A 17,142-nucleotide genomic window follows, 5' to 3' on the forward strand; every position below is an offset into this window, starting at 1 on the left:
GTGGATACATGGAACGCATCTTTCCAACCGGAGACCTCGACATGCTGCTCGGACATCCCGTACTCTTCAAATCGCACTGCTATATCGACGGCCGCTGGGTCCATAGCGACAGCGCCGCATCGATCGCGGTCACGAATCCGGCGGATCAGAAGGTGATCGGTCATGTTCCGATGCTCGATCAGCCGCAGATCGTCAGCGCCGTCGATGCAGCCGATCGCGCATTCCAGTCATGGCGCTGGGTGCCGCAGCAAAGGCGCAGCGCCATGCTGTTGCGCTGGCATGAGCTCATCATGCGGCATCAGGCGGATCTCGCCGGCATTCTGTCGCTGGAGCAAGGCAAGCCGCTTGCCGAATCGAAAGGCGAAATAGCCTACGCGGCGAGCTTCGTCGATTGGTTCGCGAACGAAGCGCAGCGTCTGGCGGGTCGCACGATCCCGACGCATATCGATGGCGCGCATCTCGGCACCGTAATGGAGCCTGTCGGCGTCGCCGCACTCATCACGCCCTGGAATTTCCCCGCCGCGATGATCACGCGCAAGGCAGCTGCGGCGATTGCCGCGGGCTGCACGGTCGTCGTCAAGCCCGCGCACGAGACGCCGTTCTCCGCCATCGCACTGGCGCAACTCGCGGAAGAAGCCGGGTTTCCGGCGGGCGTCTTCAACGTCGTCATCGGCGAGCCTCAGATGGCGATGGAAACGCTCGTCAGCGACACGCGCGTGCGTGCCGTCAGCTTCACCGGCTCGACGCGCGTGGGCGGCCTCGTTGCCCGAACGGCGGCGCAGGCAGGCATCAAGAAACTCGCACTGGAACTGGGCGGCAACGCGCCGTTTATCGTGACCCACGATGCCGATATCGAACAGGCCGTGCGCGTGGCGGTAGGCGCGAAGTTCCAGACGTCGGGTCAGGATTGCTGCGCCGCCAACCGCATTCTGGTTGCACGTCCGGTCTATGAGCACTTCGTCGAACGCTACAGCGAAGCAGTGAAGGCGCTGAAGGTCGGCAGTGCATTCGAAACGGACGTCGACGTAGGGCCGCTCATGCATCAGGCCGCTTTCGATGCGACCGTTGCGCGTATCGAAGACGCGAGAGCGCGCGGCGCGCGCATCGTCACCGGGGGAAAGCGGCACGAGCGCGGCGGATGGTTCTATGAACCAACCGTCGTTGCGGAAGCCGAGGCAGGCATGCGGATCTACGACGAGGAAAATTTCGCGCCGGTTTCGGCGGTGTCCGCCTTCGATAGCCTCGATGAAGTCGTGGCCCGTGCCAACGACACCGAATACGGTTTGGCCGCATACATCTGCGCAACGCGCATTGACACCATCTTCCAGTTGGTCCGCCGGCTCGACTTCGCGATGATTTCCGTCAACGGCGTGAAGTTCACCGGCGCGCCGATTCCTTTCGGTGGCATGAAAGCGTCAGGACTCGGACGCGAGGGTGGCGCGGAAGGCTTCGAACCCTTCGTCGAAACCAAATACTTTTGCCTCGGCAACCTCGGGCTTCCGCTCACGAGCGCAGCCTGAAGAGACTTCCTCAAAGACACGAATCGAGATCCAAGGAGAAGCACATGAGCCAACAACATCCAACGCTCGAACAACTGTTCGCCGACGACCGCGCGCATTTCATGCACCCGTCCACGCACGCCCACGATCACGCGAGCGGCGCGCTGCCAGGCAAGCTCATCACGGGCGCGAAGGGCATTCGCATCGAAGATCATCAGGGCAAGAGTTACATCGATGCTTTCGCAGGCCTCTATTGCGTGAATATCGGTTATGGCCGGACCGAAGTGGCCGATGCCATCTATGAGCAGGCCAAGAAACTCGCGTACTACCACACGTACGTGGGCCACTCGACCGAGGCAATCATCGAACTGTCTTCGCGCATCATCGACTGGTCGCCCGCAGGCATGAAGAAGGTGTACTACGGCATGTCGGGATCGGATGCGAACGAAACGCAGGTCAAGATCGTCTGGTATTACAACAACGTGCTCGGCCGTCCGAACAAGAAGAAAATCATTTCGCGGGAACGCGGCTACCATGGATCGGGAATCGTGACGGGAAGTCTCACGGGCCTGCCGAGCTTTCACCAGCACTTCGATTTGCCGGTGGAACGCATCAGGCACACCGTTTGCCCTCATTGGTATCGCAAGGCGCCGGCCGGCATGAGCGAAGCGCAATTCACGGGCTACTGCGTGGACGAACTCGAAAAGCTGATCGCGAAGGAAGGCGCCGATACCATCGCGGCCTTCATCGCCGAACCGGTGATGGGCACGGGCGGCATCATCGCGCCGCCGCAAGGCTACTGGGATGCGATCCAACAAGTACTCAGCAAGCACGACATTCTGTTGATCTCCGATGAAGTCGTTTGCGGCTTCGGCCGTCTCGGCTCGAAGATGGGCGCCCAGCACTTCGGCATCAAGCCGGACCTCATCACCATCGCGAAGGGCCTGACGAGCGCGTATGCGCCGCTCTCGGGCGTGATCGTCGGCGAGAAGGTGTGGGACGTCATCGAGAAAGGCTCGCAGGAGTTCGGGCCGATGGGCCACGGCTGGACGTATTCGGGTCATCCCATCTGCGCGGCTGCGGCGCTCGCCAACCTCGATATCCTCGAGCGCGAGAAGCTGACCCAGAACGCCGCCGATGTCGGCGCCTACCTGCAGCAGCAATTGCACGCGGCCTTCGATTCACATCCGCTCGTTGGCGAAGTGCGAGGCGCGGGCATGCTGGCGGCGCTCGAATTCATCGAGGACAAAGAGAGCCGCACGCCGTTCGACGCAGCGTTGAAAGTCGGTCCGAAGGTGTCGGCCGCCGCGCTCGAACGCGGTGTGATCGCGCGCGCGATGCCGCACGGCGATATCCTCGGCTTTGCGCCGCCGCTGATCACGACGCGCGCGGAAGTCGATGAGATCGTCGGCATCGTCAAGCAGGCAGTCGATGTGGTCGCCAACGAAGTCATCGGCTCAGCGTTGGCTAGCTCGACGCTCTAAGCAGCAAGGCTGCCAGCCGTCGCCCATGCTCGTTGTGCGATGAGCCGTCATGGAAGTTGCGACAAGCGTCGCTATTCCATCGGGCGAGGCGAGCACAATTGAGAAGCGCATTAGCGCTCCAGTAAGCGCGGTTGGCAGAACGAGCGCGTTGCCGCTCTACGCGTAGATGATTTCCGTCCCGTTCCGGCGCAGCCACTCGACGAAAGGCGCTTCAAGGCCGTTGTCGGTCACCAGGTAGTCGATGCTATCCATCGCACCAAAGGCCGCAAACTCGCGCTTGCCGAACTTCTTCGAATCCGCCAGCAGGTAAACCGTCTTCGCCGCATCGATCATCGCGCGCTTGACGTGCAGGTCGATGAAGTCCGGATACGAGATGCCCGACTCCATCGACACGCCGCCGGCTGCGAGAAACAGCTTGTCGACGAACATGCCCTCGAAGAACGTCGATGCCTTCTCGCCCGACACTGCGATCGTCTCCGGCTTGAAGATGCCGCCCGTGAGCATCACGCGATTGGTCGGCTCCGCGCCCAGCAGAATGGCGATATTGAGCGCGTTGGTCACCACGCGCAGGTTCTGCCGGTCCAGCAGGTTCTTTGCGAGTTCCGTCGCGGTCGCGCCGCAATCCAGGATCACGGAATCGCCGTTCTCAATCAGGCTCGCTGCCTTCTTGCCGATCATCGCCTTCTCAGGACTCGTCGGCAGCACGGGCGTTTCGTAGCTGCGCCGCGCGCCGTCGCTTTGCGTTGCCTTCAGCCGCACGTTGCCGTGCACGCGCTCGACGCGTCCTAGCCGCTGCAACTCGTCGATGTCCTTGCGGATCGTCGGCATCGACACGCCGAATTCGCTGGAAAGCTCCGAGAGCTTCACCAGTTTCGCGGTCTGCACGCGTTCGAAAATCTTCTCGGTCCGGGTTCGTTGATCCATTTTTTATTTTCCTGCGCAGGCGCTGCATGAAGGCGCCTCTCTAATGCGCATTGTGCCTGATCAGAAGATCGGTGGTGCTTCACTAGGTGTTTTCCCTTTCGCTTCGATTTCCCTTTGACTTTCGAACGAAACTAAAAGAAACTGCTTCCAAGCAAACGGGAAGTCTGGGAGCAGGGAATGGAAAACCCCTTCAAGCAGTCCGGCGACGCGCTTCATCGCCGGGCGCAAGAGATCCGCAAGAAGATCTGCGTGATGAACGCGACGGCCAAGAGCGGTCACACGGGCGGCGACATGTCGGAGGCCGACATTCTCGCGGCGCTCTATTTTCATGTGATGCGTTATGAGGTCGACGCTGAGCGCAAGGTGCGTTGGCATGACGAATTCATTCTGAGCAAAGGTCACGGGGTCGGCGGTCTCTATTCCTGCTTCGCGGAACTCGGGTGGCTGAACGACGAAGAACTGCTCACGTATCTGAAAGACGATTCGCGTCTGCCGGGCCATCCGGTGCGCCAGAAGTTGCCCACCTTCGTCACCGTCAATACCGGCGGTCTCGGTCACGGTTTTCCCATTGCGGCCGGGCTCGCGATGGCGAAGCAGCGCCACGCTTCGAAGACGGAAGGCGCCACGGGCCGCGTGTTCGTGCTGACCGGCGACGGCGAACTCGAAGAAGGCTCAAATTGGGAAGCCGCGATGGCGGCGGCGCATTTCGAACTCTCGAACCTCGTCGTGATCGTCGACCGCAACCGGCTTCAGCTTGCCGACTTCACGCACAACATCATGGACCTGGACCCGCTCGACGAGAAGTTCCGCGCTTTCGGTTTCGAAGTTCACGACGTCAATGGAAACCAGCCCGATGCCATTTGGAAACTAATGGAAAGTCTCGACTACGACAATCGCAAGCCGAAAGTCGTCATCGCGCACACCATCAAGGGCCGCGGGGTGTCGTTCATGGAGAACGTGCCGGCGTGGCATCACAAGTTCCCCGACGAAGACCAACTCAAGCAGGCGCTGAAGGAGCTCGACCATGCGTGAACTCGCTGACTTGCGCGACGGCGCGGTGAACGCGATCAGCCGGCTGACTGCGGCCGGCCAGGACATCATCGTGATGGTCGCGGATTCGACGTCGACCTCGAAGATCGGGCCGTACCTCGAAAGTTACCCGGACCGCGTCATCAACGTAGGCATCGCGGAGCAAAACATGGTCGGCATGGCGGCGGGGCTCGCGCTCGGCGGACACATCGTGTTCACCGCGAATGCCGCGCCGTTCCTCGTCGGACGCGCCAACGAACAGGTGAAGAACGACGTCTGTTACAGCGCGACCAACGTCAAGATGCTCGGCTTGAACGCGGGCGTCGCGTACGGGCCGCTCGCATCGACGCATCACGCTATCGACGATCTGTCGATCATGAGCGGCTTCGGCAACGTGCAGATTTTCGCGCCGTGCGATGAGGCAGAAGTCGCGCAAGTGATCGACTATGCGGCATCGGTAGACGGACCTGTCTACATCCGCCTCGACAACGCGAAGTTTCCTGTGGTGCATGACGAGTCGTACCGCTTCGAGCCGGGCCGTCCCGACGTGCTGATCGAAGGCTCGAAAGTCGCTGTGATCGCGCTGGGATCGGTCGTCGGCGAGGCGCTCGACGCGTGCGAAGCCTTGCAAAAAGAGGGCGTCGTGAATCCGACGCTCGTGAACCTTTCGTCGCTTCGGCCGCTGGATCAGGATGCGCTCGCTTCGATCATCGAGCGTCACGAGACCATCGTGACCGTCGAGGAGCATTCGCTGCACGGCGGTATCGGCGCGACGGTCGCATTGCTGATGGCGCGGCGGCAGATCGGGCGGCCGCTCACGACGCTCGGCATCACCGAAGGCGAATTCGCGAAGTACGGCACGCGTAAGGGCATCCGCAAACACTATGGCATCGACGCGGCTGGTATCGCAAATGCCGTACGCGCGCACTGCGTTCAATAAAAGAGGAGACGGGAATGAGCATTCAGTACGACATGTCGTTGCGCCACGGCGTGGACTTCGACTTCCGGCTCGATGGCAAGGTGGCAGTGGTGACGGGCGGGCTGGGCGGCATCGCCATGGCGACGAATGCCGCGCTGATCGCGAAGGGCGCACGCGTCGCGATTCTCTATCCGAGCTTCGAAGAACCGCGCGTGCAGGCCGCCATCGAAGAACTCGGCGCGAACAACGCAAAAGCCTTCCCTTGTGATGTCGCGAATGAGGCCGACGTCGAGAAGGCCATTGCAGCGGCTCACGATCATTTCGGCGATCTGCACTTGCTCGTCAATGCCGCAGGCTGCATCACGCTGACGCCCGCGGAAAACATCGGCTACGACGAATGGCAGCGGCAGATCGGCGTGAATCTCACTGGTCCCTTCCTGTGCTCGAAGCACTTCGCGCGCGTGGTGCTGGCAAGCGGCCACGGCGGCAAGATCGTGAACATCGCGTCGCAGGCTGCGACCGTCGCCATCGATCAGCATTGCGCGTATACGTCGGCGAAAGCGGGCCTTATCGGCATGACCAAGGTGCTCGCGAAGGAATGGGCGCCGCGCGGCATTACGGTCAACACGGTCTCGCCGACCGTCGTCTTGACGCCGATGGGCGCGGCCGCATGGGAGGGCGAAAAGGGCGAGAACATGAAGAAGCTGATTCCGGTCGGACGCTTCGCCTATACCGATGAGATCGCCGCCGCGATTCTCTTTCTGCTCTCGAACGGCGCCGACATGATCACGGGCGCCGACATCATGATCGACGGAGGCTACACGATCGCCTGAGCCAGTCCAACGCTGTCGAAGAAAGACAAACAAACCGGAGACAACAACATGTGGAAGAAGCTTGCAGTTGCAGCAGCGGTGGCCGTTTCGTTCGCCGCCGCGTTGCCCGCCACCGCCAATGCAGCAGGCCAAGGCACCATCGCGATTCTCGTGAATGCGCTCGACAATCCGTATTACGCAGCCGAAGCGAAGGGCGCGGATGCAGAAGCGAAGAAGCTCGGCTACGACACCATCGTGCTTTCCCATGGCGAGGACGTGAACAAGCAAAACGAGCTGGTCAATCTCGTCATTGGCAAGGGTGTGAAAGGCATCATTCTCGATAACGCCGATTCCAACGCGAGCGTCGCGACGGTGCGCGCAGCGGCGGACAAGAAAGTGCCTGTGGTGCTGATCAACCGCGAGATTCCCAAGGACGGCATCGCCATTGCGCAGTTGAGCCATAACAACCTGCAAGCGGGTACCGAAGTGGCGCAGCGTTTCGTGGAAGCCATCGGCGAAAAAGGTGAGTACGTCGAACTAACGTGCAACCTCGCGGACAAGAACTGCGTGACGCGCTCGCAGGCGTTCCATCAGGTGCTGGACCAATATCCCGATTTGAAGATGGTCGCGCGTCAGGATGCGAAGGGCGCACTGTTGCCCGGCAAGCAGGCGATGGATTCCATCTTGCAAGAGCATCCGAACATCAAGGGCGTGATCTGCGGCAATGGCCCCGTTGCACTCGGCGCGATTGCTTCGCTGGAGTCGGCGGGGCATAAGGACGTGACCGTCATGGGCATCGACGGCAGCAACGACGAACGTGACTCCGTGCTGGCGGGCAAGCTGAAGGCGACCGTCATGCTGCAAGCTCAGGGCATCGCCATTCACGGCGTCGATCTGCTCGACAAGTACATTAAAACCGGCAAGACCGGCGAGCCGGAGCGTCAACTCACGCGCGGCATTCTCATTACGAAAGACAACGCGTCACACGTGAAGGACTTCTACTACAACAAGTAATACGCGTTGTTGCTCCGTGCGGGCGCCGCAGGGCTGCGCCCGCACATGGCTTGTCATGTGAGGTCGAGGTCGTCATGGTTCATCCCGTATTCGCGCGCTGGCGGCTGGCTATGATGCTTTGCGTCGCCAGCTTGTCGGCGTGCCACGTCGTCACCGATACCGAATTGGCGGATATCCGCGCGCAAGGGCAGCACAAGGGCCCGGACGCTGCGAAGATCCTGAACGACCAATTGGTCCCCTACGCGGACAAGAACGCGAAACCCGCGGCGCAGGTCATCAGCGCGCTGAATCAGAACTTCGACGATGCCTGCAAGCAATACGGCTTCCGTCAGAGCAATGCATTCCCGTGCAACTTCTGGCTGCGCGTGCAGGGCAAGGTGACGAAGATCGATTCGACGTCGCGCGTCGGCAAGGCGTATGTCGAGGTGACGTCCGCGAACGGCGGCGAGCCGGTACAGGTCGCGCTCGAAACGGGCCCGGTCGTGATCGGCACGGGCGTGCGCGACGGCTTTCCCGGCGTCAAATACAGTGACTTCGACGATCAGACGCGCTTTGCCGCGTTCGGCCAGGAATTGAACAAGCTCGTCGTGGCGCGCGTGCAGAGTTCGCTGAAGCTGAAGGTGGGCGATCCGGTCGATGTCTCCGCCGTGTACAGCACCTGGAGCGAGCCTGCGGGCGAAATCCGCGCGATTCCGGTGGCCTGGAAATGAACGAGAACCAGCATAACGCCCGCACGATGAACCCCGTCAACGTGATCGAAACGCGCGGGCTGTCGAAGCAGTATCCGGGCACGGCGGCGCTCGTCGATGTCGACTACAAGGTGCGGCGCGGCAAAGTCAACGTGCTGATCGGCGAGAACGGCGCGGGCAAGTCCACGTTGATGAAGCTGCTCGCGGGCGCGGAAACGCCGACCTCGGGCGAAATCTGGATCGACGAGAAGCTCGCGCAGATCACCGATGTGCGTAGCGCCGAGCAGCACGGCATCGGCATCATTTTTCAGGAGTTGAATCTCTTTCCGGACATGACGGTGGCGGAGAACATCTTCGCTGGCAACGAGATCACGAACTCGGGCGTGATCCGCTCGAAGATGGAGAACCATCAGGCGAAAGTACTGCTCGACCGGCTGAACATCGCAATCGATCCGCGCACGCGGCTCGGCGATCTGTACGTCGGTCAGCAACAGCTCGTCGAGATCGCGAAGGCGTTGTCGAAGCATATCAAGGTGCTCATCATGGATGAGCCGACTTCCGCGCTCTCGAAGACGGAAGTCGAGATTCTCTTCAAGATCATCGGCCAGCTCAAGGAAGAGGGCGTGACGGTGATCTATATCTCGCATCGCCTCGAAGAGATCATGGCGATCGGCGATTGCATCACCGTGCTGCGCAACGGGCGGCTCGTGGCGGAGAACGATATCGCCAACATCGACATTCCGTGGATCATCGAAGCGATGGTCGGCTCTTCGAAGAAGCGTTTCGCGTTCGAGCAGCACGAAATCGGCCGCGAAGTGCTGAAGGTGAAAGACCTCGCGCTCAAGCGTTCGAACGGGATCTACGCGGTCGATCACGTGTCCTTTACCGCGCGTGCCGGCGAGGTGATCGGCATCTACGGACTGATGGGCGCGGGCCGCACCGAGTTACTCGAATCGCTGCTCGGCGCAAATCCCCTTGCGCTCGGCGAAATAGAACTCGCAGGCAAGGCCATCGAAGACCTGCCGATTCCGAGGCGCATCGAAGCGGGCATCGCGCTCGTGCCGGAAGATCGCCAGAAGCAGGGCATGGTGCAGCTGATGACCATACTCGAGAACATGACGCTTTCCAGCCTCGGCAAGTTCACGCGGCGCTTCGTCGGCGCGCTCACGCGCGACAAACAAGTAGAAGCGGCCAACGACATCGTGAAGAAACTGGCCATCAAGGCTGCGTCAGTCGATGCGCCGATTACGTCGCTATCCGGCGGAAACATGCAGAAGGTCGTCATCGGCAAGGCGCTGTTGACGAAGCCCAAAGTGTTGCTGATGGACGAGCCGACGCGCGGCATCGACGTGGGCGCGAAAGAAGACGTCTACAAGACGATCAGCCTGCTCGCGCGCTCGGGCATCGCCGTGATCTACGCGACATCCGAACTGGACGAAGCGATGGCCGTGTCCAACCGCGTCTTCGTGATGGCGAGCGGCAAGCTGACCGCCGTGCTCGACCGGCCCCAATTCGACAGCGAACGCATCGTGCGGGCTTCGACGCCCGCGACGGCCGTAGTGTGAGGCAACCGAGATCCGAACCATGAATACACCCAACAGCAGCAACCCGCCGGTCACGCCGGTGCATGCCAAGCACCACCGGCACGGCGCCTATGTGGCGTCGCGCATCGCGGTGAATCTGCTGAAGCTGCGCATCTTCATCGCGCTCTTCGCGATCATCATCGTGTTCTCGCTCGCCACCGAGAGCTTTCTTTCGACCGGCAACCTGCTGATCATGGCGAAGCACGTCACCGTGGTGGCGATTCTTTCCATCGGCATGACGCTCGTGATCCTGACGGGCGGTATTGACTTGTCGGTAGGCTCCATCGTCGGCATTAGCGGCATGGCGGCGGGATATCTGCTGCTCGAAGGCGTGAAGATCGGGCATCACGTCGTGTTCTTCAATCCCTGGGGCGTGACGATCATCGCGTGTTTGCTGGGCGCGTTGATCGGTGCGGTGAACGGTTATCTCATCACCATGCTCAACGTCGCGCCGTTCATCGCGACGCTCGGCATGCTTTACGTGGTGCGCGGCGCGGCGCTGCTCGTCAACAACGGCAGCACGTTCGCGGACCTCGAAGGCAATCCCGCACTCGGCAACACGGGCTTCGAATTCATCGGCAACGGCACGATTCTCGGCCTCTCGATGCCGGTGTGGATCATGCTGGTGCTCGCGGCCATCACCATCTTCGTCGCGCGGAAGACGCCGCTCGGCCGCCGCATCTATGCCATCGGCGGCAATGAACAAGCGGCAAAATTCTCGGGAATACGAACGAATCGCGTGAAGCTTTTCGTCTACATGTTCTCGGGATTCTGCGCGGCGATCGTGGGACTCGTCATCACGGCGCAGTTGCAGACGGCGCATCCGTTGACGGGACAGACCTACGAACTGAACGCCATCGCGGCGGTCGTGCTCGGCGGCACCGCGCTCATGGGCGGACGCGGCACGGTATTCGGCTCCGTCGTCGGCGCGTGCGTGATCAGCATTCTGGGCGACGGCATGGTGATGTGCGGCATCAGCGATTTCTGGCAAATGGTCATCAAGGGCCTCGTCATCATCTTCGCCGTGGTCATCGACCAGTTGCAGCAGCGCCTGCAGTCGCGCATGGTTTCGCTGACCGCGTGAGGACTAGACCATGAGCCATATTCTCGCCATCGATCAGGGCACGAGCGGCACGAAGGCGCTGGTCTTCGACCAGACCGGGCAGGTTCATGCGCGCGGGTTCGCGCCGGTTTCATGCACCACGCCGCGCACGGGCTTCGTCGAGCAGGACGCGAATGCGCTGTATGCGTCCGTCCTCAAGGCTGTGGCCGAGTGCATGAGCAGCTTCAAAGGCGACATAGCCGGCGTTGGCATTTCGAATCAGCGCGAGACGGTCGTGTTATGGAACGCGAACGGCGAGCCGATCGTGCCGGGTGTGTCGTGGCAATGCCAGCGATCGCTGTGCATTTGCGAACGGCTCAAGCGCGACGGCTTGCAGCCGCTCATCGCGCAAAAGACGGGCTTGCTGATCGACCCATATTTTTCAGGCACCAAACTCATCTGGCTCAATGAAAACGATGAACGCGTGCGCGCGCATATCGCGGCAGGCGACGCGTACTTCGGTACGGTCGATAGCTGGCTGCTGTATCGGCTGACGAACGGCGCGGCGTATCGCACCGACGTGACGAATGCGTCGCGCACCATGCTGCTCAACCTTCGCACGCTGGAATGGGATCGCGAACTCATCGAGACGTTCGGCCTGCAAGGACTGCGCTTGCCCGAGCTTCGGCCGTCTGCGTCCGACTTCGGCATGACCGATTTCGACGGGCTGCTGGACACGCCATTGCCTATCCTCTCGATGATCGGCGATTCACACGCCGCCGCCGTCGGCGAAGGGTGCCTGAGTCCCGGCGTCGCGAAGGCGACGATGGGCACGGGATCGTCCATCATGATGAACGTCGGCGGGAAGGCGCGCGAGCCCGAACACGGCCTCGTCTCGACACTCTGTTTCGCTACCGACAAGCGCGTGGACTACGCGCTAGAAGGGATCATCATCAGCGCAGGATCGACGCCTGCGTTCCTCAAGGAAAAGCTCAACCTGTTCGACGATTTCGCCAAGGCCGAGCAGGCGTTCACCGAGTACGACAACGGCGGCGTGTTCGTGATTCCATCGTTCTCGGGCATCGGCTGTCCGCACTGGAAATACCCGGGCGGCGCGCAGATCGTCGGACTCAACTTTTCGACTTCGTGGCAGCATGTGGCGCGCGCGGCGTATGAATCCATCGTCTATCAGATCAAGGACGTCATCACCGTGATGGAGCAGGCGGCCGACGTGCCGCTTGCACAACTCTTTCTCGATGGCGGCTTAACGCAGCGTCCGTTCCTTCTGCAATATCTGTCAGATGCGTTGAATCGGCCGGTCAGCACGCTTGCGGTCAGCGAGATTTCAGCGTCGGGCGCGGCTGCGCTCGCGGCGTATCAGTCGGGCATCGTGGCATCGCTCGAAGACTGGCAGACGCAACGCGTCGTGGCACGACGCGTCGAGCCGGGCAGCGGTGTCGAGGCCGCCGCGGCGAATCACGCGCAATGGCTGCGATGGATAGAGCGTCTTTAACTCCCGGAGAATGTCAGTGGCGCAACAATTGAAGCGGTTCGAGAACAAAGTCGTGGTCGTGACGGGCGGCAGCCGTGGCATCGGTCTCGCCATTGCCGAGCGCTTCGCGCAGGAAGGCGCGAAGGTGTGCGTGACCGCGAACGAGAAGAGCGTGCATGATGCGGCGGCGCGTTTGCGCGAATCGGGCTTCGACGCGCTGTCCGTCGAGACGGACGTGACGAATAAGGCTCAGGTCGTCGCGCTGTATGAGGAAGTCGCGAGCAAGCTAGGCGAAGTGGACGTGTCGGTGCAGAACGCGGGGGTCATCACCATCGCCAAGTTGCCGGACCTGACTGAAAGCGAGTGGGACAAGGTCATGGCCGTGAATACCAAGGGCGTTTTTCTGTGCTGCCAGGAAGCGGCCACACGCATGGTGCGCGCAGGCAAAGCGGGGCGGCTCATCAACACAGCGTCGGGTCAGGCGCGGCAGGGTTTCGTCTACACGCCGCATTACGCGGCGAGCAAATTCGGCGTGCTCGGCATCACGCAGAGTCTCGCGAAGGAACTGGCGCCGACCGGCATCACGGTGAACGCGTTCTGTCCGGGCATCATCACGACGGACATGTGGTCGTACAACGACGAAGCGTGGGGCAAACTGCTCGGCGATTACAAACCCGGCGAGTTGATGGCCGAATGGGTCGCGAACATTCCGATGAAGCGTGCCGGCAATGGCGGCGATGTGGCGGGGCTCGTTACATTCCTCGCCTCGGACGACGCCGCGTACATCACCGGTCAGACGGTCAACGTGGACGGTGGCATGTTCATGTCGTGATGCTGGCTTACTCTTTGAGTCACGGAGGGGACTAAGCCGGTACAGTTCATCAACGAGGGCGCCACCTCCTTTGCCGCTCCCGCACGCGAGGCATCGATAAGGAATGCCCAGCCGGCACGTGCGACGTACGTCAAGCTCACGGTGCGAACACCGCACGGACGCAGCCGTCCGTCTTGTGCTTGAACATGTCGTAGCCGCGTGGCGCCTCCTCCAGCGAGAAGCGGTGAGTGGCCAGATAAGCAGGGTTGAGCTCGCCTTTTTGCGCGTGCGAGAGCAGCCGATCCATATACGCTTGCCCGTGCTGCTGGGCGCTGCGCACCGTCATGCCCTTGTTCATGATGGCGCCCATCGGAAACTTGTCGATCAGCCCGTACACGCCGAGCACCGACAGCGTGCCGCCTTTGCGGCAAGCCATCACGGCTTCACGCAGCGCCTGGCCGCGGTCCGTTTCCAGACGCAGGGCCTGCTTGACGCGGTCATACGCGTATTGCGGCCCGGTGCCATGCGCTTCCATCCCTACTGCGTCGATGCAAGCGTCGGGGCCGCGCCCGCCCGTCATTTCCATGAGCGTGTCGAGGACGCTGTCGACTTTCGTATAGTCGATCGTTTCCGAGCCGGCGTGCTCGCGCGCCATCTGCAAGCGCTCGGGGAAGCGGTCGATCGCGATGACCCGTTCCGCGCCCATCAGACGCGCGCTTTGCTGCGCCATCAGCCCGACGCCGCCGCAGCCCCACACGGCGACGGTGTCGCCCGGCTGAATGTTGCAGAAGTCGGCGCCCATGTAGCCGGTCGGGGCAGCATCGGAAAGAAACAGCGCGGTCTCGTCCGCGACGCCATCCGGGATCTTGAAGCAGTCGTTGTCGGCAAACGGCACCCGCACGTATTGCGCGTGCGCGCCCGCATAGCCGCCGAAGGCGTGGGTGTAGCCGTAGATGCCCGCCGTCGTATGTCCGCCCAGAAGCGGTGCCTGTAGTTCGGGCTTCGGGTGCGTGTTGTCGCACAACGAGTAGAGGGAGTGCTCGCAATACCAGCACTGTCCGCAGACGATGAATGAAGGCACGACGACGCGGTCGCCCTTCGCGACACGCTTCACCTCGGGGCCGATGTCCTCGATCACGCCCATGAACTCGTGGCCGATGACATCGCCGGACTTCATCGTCGGGATATAGCCGTCGATGAAGTGCAGATCCGAGCCGCAGGTGGTCGACAAGCTGACGCGCAGAATGGCGTCATGGGGATTGATGATCTCCGGGTCATTTACAGTCCCGACGCGCAGGTCATTGACCCCGTTCCAGTACAGTGCTCGCATGCTCGTTCTCCTTAGCGCTTCGTTTCGCGAGCAGCGGGCTGCCGCTCAGTGGTGGGAATCTCGCCGGTTTCGACGAGGCTCTTGAAGCGCCGCAGCGCGTTGTCGGCAATCACGTTCACCGGCGTGGCGCCCAATAGTTGGACCAGGCCTTGGCCGAGCGCGCCGCCGGGCGGATCGAACCGGACATGCAGTGTCGCTACCGTGCCGCGGCCGTTCGGTGCGGCGTCGAAGCGAACGGAACCCTCGTTCGCAATGGCGGCGCCGGGCAGCGAGCGCCATGCGATGCTTCCGCCGGGCTGATCGACGATCTCCGATTCCCATTGGTAGAGGCGGCCGAGCGGGGTCCTTATCTCCCAGCGCATGCGGTTGTCGCCAATCGGGTGCAATGTCGCGAATCCCGCCATGAGTTGCGGGAGAGTGCGGGAGTCGAGCCAGCGTTGACGGAGCGCGTCCGCCGGCTTGCCGATGGTGATGACGCGCTTGGCTTCCGGCTCGGCGTGCGCCTCATTCGCTCCGCCGCGATGAAGCGGGATACCGCGCCCCGCGCTCAGCACGGCTGTCCCCGCGCAAGCCGTGAGCGCGAAAGCCAGGGCACTTTTCTTCCGGCCTACGAGTCCCGAGACAATCAAGGCTGCGCTCAGCGCGACCGGGATCCAGCCCATGCTTTGGATGAGCTCGCCGGGCGAGATGCTCGACGCAACTTGGCCGCGCCCCGATGATCCGTGCGGTTGGATAGCAACGACGTTGCTTGCCATGGTCAATGCTCCTGGGATGACTGTCTCGCTACGCGGACGGGCTTCGTGCAGCGAGATCGCTGAGAGATATGGGACACTCGTCCTCACGCGCGGCCATGAATCGCGGAACTGCGCCGTGGCCTGCATCGCCCAAGGTAGCGGGCCGGTTCGCGATTCCATGGACCTCGACAAGTGCCTGACTGCGTCGCCGCTATGATCGCGGCGTGACTTCGCTAGCCTCCGGGGTGCAGCACAACCTTGGTCCAGCCATGATCGCGCACGTCGAAGTGTTGATAGGCGTCGGGCGCCTCGTCGAGCTTCAACTCATGGGAAACGATGAACGACGGCTTCGCGCGGCCCACTGAAATGAGGTCGCGCAGCTGCCGGTTGTACGCCTTGACGTTGCATTGGCCCGTGGCGATGTGCTGACCTTTGAACCAGCACTTGCCCCAATCGAACGCGATCTTTCCTTGCTTCGCCAGTTCGTCCTGCGCGCCCGGGTCCTCGGGAACGAACACGCCGACCACGCCGATGCCCCCAGTGAACTTCACCGACGACACCAGATTGTTCATCGTCAGATTGGGATGTTCATGGCGTTGCGGAGCCGGATCGTGACACTGGTAGCCGACGCATTCGCACCCTACGTCCGCGCCGTTCCCGTGCGTCAGGTCCATGACGCGCTGCACCGGGTCTTCCTTGGAGTAATCGATCGCAATGGCGCCGATCGATTCGGCCAGCTTCAGCCGGTCGGGATGGCAGTCCACCACCATGACGGTGCACGCGCCCTTGATCATGGCCGAGTGCGCGGCCATGAGACCCACCGGTCCGGAGCCATAGATCACGACCGCATCGCCTGGCCGCATGCCGGCCAGTTCAGTGGCGTGCCAACCGGTGGGGAAGATGTCGGCGCACATGACGTAGTCGGTCTGTTTCTCCTCGGCGCCGGGCGGCAGCTTCAAGGACCTGAAATCCGCCCAGGGCACTCTAAGATACTCGGCTTGTCCGCCCGGCCACGGTCCCATGTCCGCAAAGCCGAACGCGCCGCCTGCGATACCCGGCTGGTTCGCGCTGAGGCAAAACGCGGTAAGGCCACGCTCGCAGTTCTTGCAGTGGCCGCAACTAATATTGAATGGCAGGCACACCCAGTCGCCGGGCTTGATGCGCTCCACGGCCGGTCCTACTTCTTGGACCACGCCCAGATTTTCGTGACCGAAGATGCGGCCTTGCTCGAAGTCGGTTCGGCCTTCGTACATGTGCAGGTCGGACCCGCAAATGTTGGTGCTGGTGATTCTGACGATGGCATCGGTCGGGCGCTCGATCTTGGGATCAGGCACATCTTCTACGGCAACCTGGCGGGGGCCGCGATATACAACTGCTTTCATAGTTATCTCCTGAAAAGGCGACTGAAAGATGAGCCGCTCGGCGACTCACGACGACATCGACACCCGCAGGCGTACCTGTGAGACATCTCGGTCTCTGGTGGTGATGCGTATCCCGGTAACGAAGTGCACGTCCCTTCTGTATGCAGATCGATAGCTTGCTACCGCGCTCGCTATGAGCGGATATAACTCGTAAGTCCGTAGCTATCCTAAGTATTGCCCAATCTTGGGGCGCTAGACCACGGCCATTCATCGCCTAGATTCGCAGCTATTCATATGCCCGCCTGCGCAACGCTAGTGCAACTGAACGGCCAGATGCCAAAGTCCGCCGCGCTCGATGCGGCGCAGAAAGCCTTGAGGGCTAATGCGTGTCTCGCTTGAACCGTACACAGGGACTCCCG

Annotated in this window: 15 protein-coding genes; 11 read left to right on the forward strand and 4 right to left on the reverse strand. The window is 61.8% G+C overall.

What is annotated here, in order from left to right; translation table 11 throughout:
• The first annotated feature begins 41 nt into the window (after window positions 1–41).
• Window positions 42–1,520, forward strand: coding sequence for an NAD-dependent succinate-semialdehyde dehydrogenase (locus NCR35_RS24165; protein WP_250536547.1), 1,479 nt, complete (start codon window positions 42–44; stop codon window positions 1,518–1,520).
• Between the two features lie 44 nt (window positions 1,521–1,564).
• A complete protein-coding gene (locus NCR35_RS24170; RefSeq protein ID WP_250536438.1) occupies window positions 1,565–2,983 on the forward strand; it encodes an aspartate aminotransferase family protein in 1,419 nt (472 codons plus the stop codon).
• Window positions 2,984–3,139: 156 nt separating this feature from the next.
• On the opposite strand, the gene NCR35_RS24175 is transcribed toward NCR35_RS24170, so the two are convergent.
• Window positions 3,140–3,907 (reverse strand): DeoR/GlpR family DNA-binding transcription regulator, encoded by a 768-nt coding sequence (locus NCR35_RS24175; protein WP_250536439.1) that lies wholly within the window; start codon window positions 3,905–3,907, stop codon window positions 3,140–3,142.
• A gap of 177 nt (window positions 3,908–4,084) precedes the next feature.
• Between NCR35_RS24175 and NCR35_RS24180 the strand changes: the two genes are divergently transcribed.
• The 9 genes from NCR35_RS24180 to NCR35_RS24220 all read left to right on the forward strand — a co-directional run bounded on the left by NCR35_RS24180 (window position 4,085) and on the right by NCR35_RS24220 (window position 13,319).
• On the forward strand, window positions 4,085–4,939 hold the full coding sequence (locus NCR35_RS24180) for a transketolase (RefSeq protein WP_244851035.1): 855 nt from the start codon (window positions 4,085–4,087) through the stop codon (window positions 4,937–4,939).
• Window positions 4,932–5,876 carry a transketolase family protein gene (locus NCR35_RS24185; RefSeq protein WP_250536440.1) on the forward strand — a complete coding sequence of 315 codons (945 nt, stop codon included), beginning with the start codon at window positions 4,932–4,934 and terminating at the stop codon, window positions 5,874–5,876. The genes NCR35_RS24180 and NCR35_RS24185 overlap by 8 nt, the downstream gene beginning before the upstream one ends.
• A 14-nt stretch (window positions 5,877–5,890) precedes the next feature.
• Window positions 5,891–6,688 (forward strand): GolD/DthD family dehydrogenase, encoded by a 798-nt coding sequence (locus NCR35_RS24190; RefSeq protein ID WP_250536441.1) that lies wholly within the window; start codon window positions 5,891–5,893, stop codon window positions 6,686–6,688.
• Between the two features lie 48 nt (window positions 6,689–6,736).
• Window positions 6,737–7,681 (forward strand): D-ribose ABC transporter substrate-binding protein, encoded by a 945-nt coding sequence (locus NCR35_RS24195; protein ID WP_244851032.1) that lies wholly within the window; start codon window positions 6,737–6,739, stop codon window positions 7,679–7,681.
• 74 nt (window positions 7,682–7,755) lie between these two features.
• On the forward strand, window positions 7,756–8,391 hold the full coding sequence (locus tag NCR35_RS24200) for a DUF2291 family protein (RefSeq protein ID WP_250536442.1): 636 nt from the start codon (window positions 7,756–7,758) through the stop codon (window positions 8,389–8,391).
• On the forward strand, window positions 8,388–9,935 hold the full coding sequence (locus tag NCR35_RS24205) for a sugar ABC transporter ATP-binding protein (RefSeq protein ID WP_250536443.1): 1,548 nt from the start codon (window positions 8,388–8,390) through the stop codon (window positions 9,933–9,935). The genes NCR35_RS24200 and NCR35_RS24205 overlap by 4 nt, the downstream gene beginning before the upstream one ends.
• 19 nt (window positions 9,936–9,954) lie before the next feature.
• The gene (locus NCR35_RS24210; protein ID WP_250536444.1) at window positions 9,955–11,037 is read left to right on the forward strand and encodes an ABC transporter permease; all 1,083 of its coding nucleotides are present in this window, start codon (window positions 9,955–9,957) and stop codon (window positions 11,035–11,037) included.
• A gap of 10 nt (window positions 11,038–11,047) precedes the next feature.
• The gene (locus NCR35_RS24215) at window positions 11,048–12,508 is read left to right on the forward strand and encodes an FGGY family carbohydrate kinase (RefSeq protein ID WP_250536445.1); all 1,461 of its coding nucleotides are present in this window, start codon (window positions 11,048–11,050) and stop codon (window positions 12,506–12,508) included.
• A gap of 10 nt (window positions 12,509–12,518) precedes the next feature.
• On the forward strand, window positions 12,519–13,319 hold the full coding sequence (locus tag NCR35_RS24220; RefSeq protein WP_250536446.1) for an SDR family oxidoreductase: 801 nt from the start codon (window positions 12,519–12,521) through the stop codon (window positions 13,317–13,319).
• Between the two features lie 136 nt (window positions 13,320–13,455).
• On the opposite strand, the gene NCR35_RS24225 is transcribed toward NCR35_RS24220, so the two are convergent.
• The 3 genes from NCR35_RS24225 to NCR35_RS24235 form a co-directional block, all read right to left on the reverse strand.
• Complete coding sequence (locus NCR35_RS24225) at window positions 13,456–14,628, reverse strand: zinc-dependent alcohol dehydrogenase (protein ID WP_250536447.1); 1,173 nt, start codon at window positions 14,626–14,628, stop codon at window positions 13,456–13,458.
• 11 nt (window positions 14,629–14,639) lie between these two features.
• Window positions 14,640–15,383, reverse strand: coding sequence for an SRPBCC family protein (locus NCR35_RS24230; RefSeq protein WP_250536448.1), 744 nt, complete (start codon window positions 15,381–15,383; stop codon window positions 14,640–14,642).
• 212 nt (window positions 15,384–15,595) lie between these two features.
• Window positions 15,596–16,744 (reverse strand): glutathione-independent formaldehyde dehydrogenase, encoded by a 1,149-nt coding sequence (locus tag NCR35_RS24235; protein WP_250536449.1) that lies wholly within the window; start codon window positions 16,742–16,744, stop codon window positions 15,596–15,598.
• Between the last annotated feature and the right edge of the window lie 398 nt (window positions 16,745–17,142).

This window comes from Caballeronia sp. AZ10_KS36 (assembly GCF_023631105.1).
In the GTDB taxonomy this organism is placed as follows: Bacteria; Pseudomonadota; Gammaproteobacteria; order Burkholderiales; family Burkholderiaceae; genus Caballeronia.

Excerpts from the sequence above, each read along its gene's own strand:
- NCR35_RS24165 (WP_250536547.1), top strand. The coding sequence starts at position 42 with ATGCTGCTCGGACATCCCGTACTCTTCAAATCGCACTGCTATATCGAC.
- NCR35_RS24170 (WP_250536438.1), top strand. The coding sequence starts at position 1,565 with ATGAGCCAACAACATCCAACGCTCGAACAACTGTTCGCCGACGACCGC.
- NCR35_RS24175 (WP_250536439.1), bottom strand. The coding sequence starts at position 3,907 with ATGGATCAACGAACCCGGACCGAGAAGATTTTCGAACGCGTGCAGACC.
- NCR35_RS24180 (WP_244851035.1), top strand. The coding sequence starts at position 4,085 with ATGGAAAACCCCTTCAAGCAGTCCGGCGACGCGCTTCATCGCCGGGCG.
- NCR35_RS24185 (WP_250536440.1), top strand. The coding sequence starts at position 4,932 with ATGCGTGAACTCGCTGACTTGCGCGACGGCGCGGTGAACGCGATCAGC.
- NCR35_RS24190 (WP_250536441.1), top strand. The coding sequence starts at position 5,891 with ATGAGCATTCAGTACGACATGTCGTTGCGCCACGGCGTGGACTTCGAC.
- NCR35_RS24195 (WP_244851032.1), top strand. The coding sequence starts at position 6,737 with ATGTGGAAGAAGCTTGCAGTTGCAGCAGCGGTGGCCGTTTCGTTCGCC.
- NCR35_RS24200 (WP_250536442.1), top strand. The coding sequence starts at position 7,756 with ATGGTTCATCCCGTATTCGCGCGCTGGCGGCTGGCTATGATGCTTTGC.
- NCR35_RS24205 (WP_250536443.1), top strand. The coding sequence starts at position 8,388 with ATGAACGAGAACCAGCATAACGCCCGCACGATGAACCCCGTCAACGTG.
- NCR35_RS24210 (WP_250536444.1), top strand. The coding sequence starts at position 9,955 with ATGAATACACCCAACAGCAGCAACCCGCCGGTCACGCCGGTGCATGCC.
- NCR35_RS24215 (WP_250536445.1), top strand. The coding sequence starts at position 11,048 with ATGAGCCATATTCTCGCCATCGATCAGGGCACGAGCGGCACGAAGGCG.
- NCR35_RS24220 (WP_250536446.1), top strand. The coding sequence starts at position 12,519 with ATGTCAGTGGCGCAACAATTGAAGCGGTTCGAGAACAAAGTCGTGGTC.
- NCR35_RS24225 (WP_250536447.1), bottom strand. The coding sequence starts at position 14,628 with ATGCGAGCACTGTACTGGAACGGGGTCAATGACCTGCGCGTCGGGACT.
- NCR35_RS24230 (WP_250536448.1), bottom strand. The coding sequence starts at position 15,383 with ATGGCAAGCAACGTCGTTGCTATCCAACCGCACGGATCATCGGGGCGC.
- NCR35_RS24235 (WP_250536449.1), bottom strand. The coding sequence starts at position 16,744 with ATGAAAGCAGTTGTATATCGCGGCCCCCGCCAGGTTGCCGTAGAAGAT.